Genomic DNA, 5221 nt, shown 5'->3' on the forward strand with positions numbered 1-5221 from the left:
CGGCATCTTCCACCATATACAGAGGGTTTTCATAACGCATATCAATTACACCCGTTCCAATCTCTATTTTATTTGTTTTGGCACCAATGGCCGAAAGCAAAGGGAATGGAGATGCTAACTGCGCTGCAAAATGATGCACGCGAAAATAGGCACCATCTAAACCAATTTCTTCGGCTGCGACCGCCAAATCAATAGATTGAAGCAATGTGTCGCCCGCTGTGCGGGTCTTATAGGCCTGATGGTTAGCCCAATGTCCAAACGATAAAAATCCTATTTTTTTCATAGCTCATTTTCGTACTGAAAAATAACGCTTTATTATCTGTTTTTTATTGTTAAAATGTTTTTTTTCAAGTGTTGCGTTATACTAATCAAATGAATATCATACCCAGCATGCAAGTGAAGGACAGAGTGGCTATGATTGATGATGAAAGATTAGAGAAAGAAGCTGATGTTATGGGAGCGAAGGCAGGGGGGAGTTGCTGATTAAGTTAACCTAAACATAAAACATATTAAACAAATAAGGTGTTTATTTTAAATAACTTAGGTCATAACTTAAATATAATCATATGAATACTCAGGAAGTAGCTGACAAATTAGTACAGCTTTGCCGTGAAGGTAAAAACGAACAAGCCATTGATGAGCTTTACGCCGATAATGTAGTAAGTAAAGAACCAAAAGGTTCACCAATGGAGCTGACAGAAGGCAAGGACGCGGTCAAAAAGAAAACCCTGCAATGGGAAGAAAGTGTTGAAGAGATACATAGTGCTTCGTGCTCTGATCCGATCGTTGCGGATCATCATTTTTCTTTCGTCATGAACATTGATGCCACATATAAAGCACACGGAAGAATGGCGATGAGTGAGATTTGCGTTTATGAAGTTAAAGATGGAAAAATCGTAGCCGATGAATTTTTCTATAGAATGGGCTAATAGAATCTAAGAATCATTTAAAATCAAAAAGCCTGTATATCGTAAGATTACAGGCTTAACTTTTATTATTTCAGTTGCAAAGAAAACATCAGCAAATGTCAAGATGCTAGTTGTTTCTTGTTGGATTATAACAGACCTTGGCTTGCTTTACAAAGGGAAATAAGACAAGTGATGAACAAAATTTGCTTCAGTTTAATAATTGTATTGGTGCCTTTTTTAATGGTACAACAAGGTTCTTGTCAAACTGAAAATGTGTGGACAAAGTTGAGAGAGATTGCGAAAACTCCTTATCCCGACTCGTCCATACGTGTGCCATCGCCTGGACATATAACCTATTTTGTTAACCCTAAAACAGGTAACGATCAAAACAAGGGAATAAAAGCTTCAGTAGCATGGAAAACGTTTGCTAATGTTAATGCTTTAAAATTTGCGCCAGGAGATAAAATTATCATTGCACCGGGCATCCATGAGCAAACATTGATGCCATTTGGTAAGGGAACTTTGGAGCAACCGGTTGTTGTTGAATTTCTTCCTGGGAAGCATGAATTCACTTCGCCAAAATCCTTACGTCGCGTATGGCATGTATCTAACACTGCAGACTTTACATTTACACCGAAGCCTTGTGGTATATTGATAGAAGGTGCGGTACATGTCCAAATTCGTGGTGGCGGTGTTGCGGGAAAAGGTAAAACAACTATTATGATGAGCGGACCTGAACGCATGATTAAAGTTATTAATCATTTGTCAGAGGACATTTCTTATGGACATTTGGTGTTCGATCTTAAACGTCCATCTGTGTCTGAAATTATGGTTTTAGATGCAAATACAGATGCGGCAACAGTTCAGGTAGCAGATGGATCTACTTATAAAATTGAAAATGGAAAGTTTGCGTGGACAGGTGATTTGGGGTATGGTTGGATGATGGCGCAAGAGGCAGACTTGAAAACAAGAAAATCGAAGCGGCTAGACAGATGGTCTCCGTTTGATGCCGCCATTGCGACTGATTTAGGAAAAGGAAAAGTAAGTCTTAGCTATCCAAAAAAAGATGGTGTTTTAGAAAAAGGAAAGTCCTATGGCTTTCGGTATATCCTTCACGATTTGCTTAGTTTTCATAATGTACACAGTAAGAACATTTCTTTTTATGATTGTGAAATTAATGCCATGACCAATATGTCTTTTGTTAGTCAATTCACGGAGAATCTTACTTTTAGGAGAGTTAACGTTATACCTCCCAAAAATACAAATCGTGTTTCGCCATCAAGTATGGATGTGTTCCATTTTGCAAATTGCCGCGGTAAAATTTTAATAGATTCCTGCAAAATTTCGGGAGCAGGGGATGATGGAGTAAATTATCATGGGATAAATATTGGAGTAGCAGGAAAACCGGCAGAAAATAAATTGCAATTACGTTTTATGCAACAGCAAACTTATGGATTCGCTCCATGTGCTCCTGGCGATGAAATTGCGGTTATTAATCATTTTACTTTACGTGAAATAGATGACAACCCACGCCGTAAAGTAACTGCTGTAGAAGTTATGCCAGGTGATACAACGCGAAAAAATTGGATTGTAACTTTAGATGGGCCTGCTCCAATGTTTAATAAAGGAGATGTCGTAGATAACATTTCATGGCATGCCGATATTATAATGAGCAACAACCTGATAGAATTGGCCTCCTGTCGTGGGATACTTGCCACCACGCGTGGTAAAATTGTTATTGAAGGTAATACGATCAATAGTCTTATGCCGGGTATTTTAATTGAAGACGATGCCAATAAATGGTGGGAATCAGGTCCGGTTCGTGATCTGTTAATTAAAAATAATACTTTCCTTAACTGCGGCATTGATATTGCCCCTCAAATCATTAAAGGCGAAGGTGCGGTGCATGAAAACATACGTATTGTGGGCAATAGGTTTGTTGGTGAAGCGAAAACGAACCCGACAGAGTCAAGAGGTGTAATAAAATGTCCATTTATTACAGCAAAAGGTGTTAAAGGATTGAAAATATCGGGCAACAAATTTCCAGGTGAGATATCCTTGTTTACAGAAGATTGTGAGGATGTGATTATTGAAGGCAACTTGATAAATCAAAAATGAGCTTTTTCATTTTGATACCATAGTGGCGGAGAGTGAGGGATTCGAACCCCCGGAGCTATTACACTCAACAGTTTTCAAGACTGCCGCAATCGACCACTCTGCCAACTCTCCGGCGCAAAAGTACAAATACAAACCGATTCTGCAAACCGGAATCGGCTACTAAACTTTATCTACACTGATTATTAGCCCGATAAAACGTAGTTAATACAAATTTTTATATTACTTTCAAATATTGTTAAACCTTAGTGAACTTGAAAAGGAATCTTTTGATCACCCTACTGATGCTGCTTGGCTTTTTTGCGAATGGGCAAAGCAGGTCTGAACACCTAAAACAATTGTTTGATACCCTGTATGCGAAGCATCAATTTAATGGTTGTGTGCCTATTGCAGATTCTGGGCGTCCGATTTTCAAAAGCGCATATGGTTATGCCGATCTTGATAAGAAAACTGCACTAAATCTGGAAACCCGTTTTGAAGTAACAAAAGGCTTTATCGTATTTATAAAGCCTGTGGATTGAACTTGCGTACCAAATGGCCCAGACGTAGTAGAAGTGCGGCACATCGCCTGGAACGCCTGGAGACTCAAGCAATAAATAAAGTATGGAGCATGGACTTTGTACAGGATGCCTTATTCAAAGGGGAGCGTTTCAGGATCTTAACTATAGTGGATAATTGTAGTAAAATATGCCATGGGTTGCTGGTTGAAAAATCACTCAAAGGGTCAGATGTTGTGGGCGAATTGACCAGGGCATGTCTGGTGGAAGGCTGCTTTCCTGAAAAGATTCAGTGCGATAACGGGAGTGAATTTATATCCAGAGATGTAGATATGTGGGCATACCAGAACCAGGTAACCCTGGACTTCTCGAGACCTGGAAAACCTAATGATAATCCGTACATTGAATCTTTCAATGGTAATTCAGAGATGAGTGTTTATCGGTGAATTGGTTCCTTTGTCTGGAAGATGCCAGAGAAAAAATTGAGGATTTTAGATGGGAGTATAATCACTAAAGACCGCATAACAGCCTTAATGATCTGACTCCCAAATAATTTGTTAACTTGTAGTTCAAAACATCGAAAACTCCAATTTTGACAGTCTGAATATCAGGGAGGAGGTCATCGCAAAAAGCCAATACAATTGACTTTTTTTCTTAAATTTATTCAATTAATTTGCTTTTGCTTACCGTGTCGCTAAATTGAAACTTTTCGCTTCAATTTCCGCCACTCACGCCAAGCCCCGAAACGTTAGCATAAATTATAAACAAACAAAAGGCAGATAGACGAATAATATGAAAGAAGTTGACAATCTAGAAAAAGGCAACAAACTAAAACGAATTGATTCATCATATATAATTCACGAAATAACGCATCTTTTACATCTTGAAAGTGGATTTCTATTTACTGTGAAACAACTTTTTATCAGACCAGGTAAATTAGTAAGAAGCTTTATATTTGAGGATAGAAGTAAAATCACAAAACCAATCATTTTTCTAATATTTTCGGCGACATTATTTACAGTTATTTTCCATTTCTTTCATATTAAATATGAATTTTTCTCATTAAACCAAAAGATTGGAAATATTGACCAGTATTTAGAAAAGAAAGCATTAAGCGAATGGGTAAATAATCATATTGGCTATACTTCACTAATTATTGGATTTTTTATAGCATTATGGTTAAAAGTATTTTTTAGAAAACACAACTACAACATCTATGAAATTACAGTTTTATTATGTTATTCATTTGGACAAACGTTGTTAATCATAGTTGTATTTTCTCTATTAGAATTTTTGCTTAAAATTAAACTAATTGCGATTATCGGTGTTTTTACAGGTTATTTTTATATTTTTTGGTCAATAGGGCAATTTTTTGGAGAGAAAAAAATTATTAATTACGTTAAAACAATTTTATGTTGCATTTTAGGAGCCATATCTTTCAGACTGATTTTGATATTACTTGCAACTATTTTTTATCAATTAGGAATAAAATAACTTCTGCTAACAAGGATTTTGCGTCAGGCGGACTGACCTGTAAAATTCAATAGCAGTTTTCAACTGAACGATATCACAGTCTTTCGTGTTAGAAACAGGTTGAGTAAGGACTTCGTAGCTGAAGGCATAAATAGCAAGAATGATAAGAAGACAAAGCTATGTTTTTAACCTCTGCTCCACAACATTTGGCATTGATCCTTGTTAAGG

6 protein-coding genes and 1 tRNA gene are annotated in these 5221 nt (G+C 37.1%); 5 read left to right on the top strand and 2 right to left on the bottom strand.

Translation table 11 applies throughout. The features are described 5' to 3' along the window. On the bottom strand, positions 1–283 hold a 283-nt coding region (locus VNZ46_RS11060), incomplete at its 3' end, for an LLM class flavin-dependent oxidoreductase (protein ID WP_325560219.1). A gap of 283 nt (positions 284–566) precedes the next feature. Here VNZ46_RS11060 and VNZ46_RS11065 point away from each other — a divergent pair. Both VNZ46_RS11065 and VNZ46_RS11070 read left to right on the top strand, forming a co-directional pair. After that, positions 567–929: a nuclear transport factor 2 family protein gene (locus VNZ46_RS11065; protein WP_325560220.1), complete on the top strand. Its 363-nt coding sequence runs from the start codon at positions 567–569 to the stop codon at positions 927–929. A 120-nt stretch (positions 930–1049) separates the two neighbouring features. Continuing rightward, on the top strand, positions 1050–3026 hold the full coding sequence (locus VNZ46_RS11070; protein WP_325560221.1) for an alpha-1,3-galactosidase-related protein: 1977 nt from the start codon (positions 1050–1052) through the stop codon (positions 3024–3026). 23 nt (positions 3027–3049) lie between these two features. Here VNZ46_RS11070 and VNZ46_RS11075 read toward each other — a convergent pair. Beyond that, positions 3050–3137: transfer RNA gene (locus VNZ46_RS11075), tRNA-Ser, on the bottom strand. Positions 3138–3277: 140 nt separating this feature from the next. Between VNZ46_RS11075 and VNZ46_RS11080 the strand changes: the two genes are divergently transcribed. The 3 genes from VNZ46_RS11080 to VNZ46_RS11090 all read left to right on the top strand — a co-directional run bounded on the left by VNZ46_RS11080 (position 3278) and on the right by VNZ46_RS11090 (position 5014). After that, positions 3278–3544 carry a hypothetical protein gene (locus VNZ46_RS11080; protein ID WP_199079777.1) on the top strand — a complete coding sequence of 89 codons (267 nt, stop codon included), beginning with the start codon at positions 3278–3280 and terminating at the stop codon, positions 3542–3544. Then, the gene (locus tag VNZ46_RS11085; RefSeq protein ID WP_325560222.1) at positions 3541–3966 is read left to right on the top strand and encodes a DDE-type integrase/transposase/recombinase; all 426 of its coding nucleotides are present in this window, start codon (positions 3541–3543) and stop codon (positions 3964–3966) included. The genes VNZ46_RS11080 and VNZ46_RS11085 overlap by 4 nt, the downstream gene beginning before the upstream one ends. 346 nt (positions 3967–4312) lie before the next feature. Further along, positions 4313–5014 (top strand): DUF3667 domain-containing protein, encoded by a 702-nt coding sequence (locus VNZ46_RS11090; protein WP_325560223.1) that lies wholly within the window; start codon positions 4313–4315, stop codon positions 5012–5014. Positions 5015–5221 lie beyond the last annotated feature (207 nt).

The sequence above is a fragment of the Pedobacter sp. genome (assembly GCF_035566355.1).
GTDB lineage: Bacteria > Bacteroidota > Bacteroidia > Sphingobacteriales > Sphingobacteriaceae > Pedobacter.

What these genes read in the sequence shown, in the direction of transcription:
- VNZ46_RS11065 (WP_325560220.1), top strand. Translation starts at nt 567, where the DNA reads ATGAATACTCAGGAAGTAGCTGACAAATTAGTACAGCTTTGCCGTGAA.
- VNZ46_RS11090 (WP_325560223.1), top strand. Translation starts at nt 4,313, where the DNA reads ATGAAAGAAGTTGACAATCTAGAAAAAGGCAACAAACTAAAACGAATT.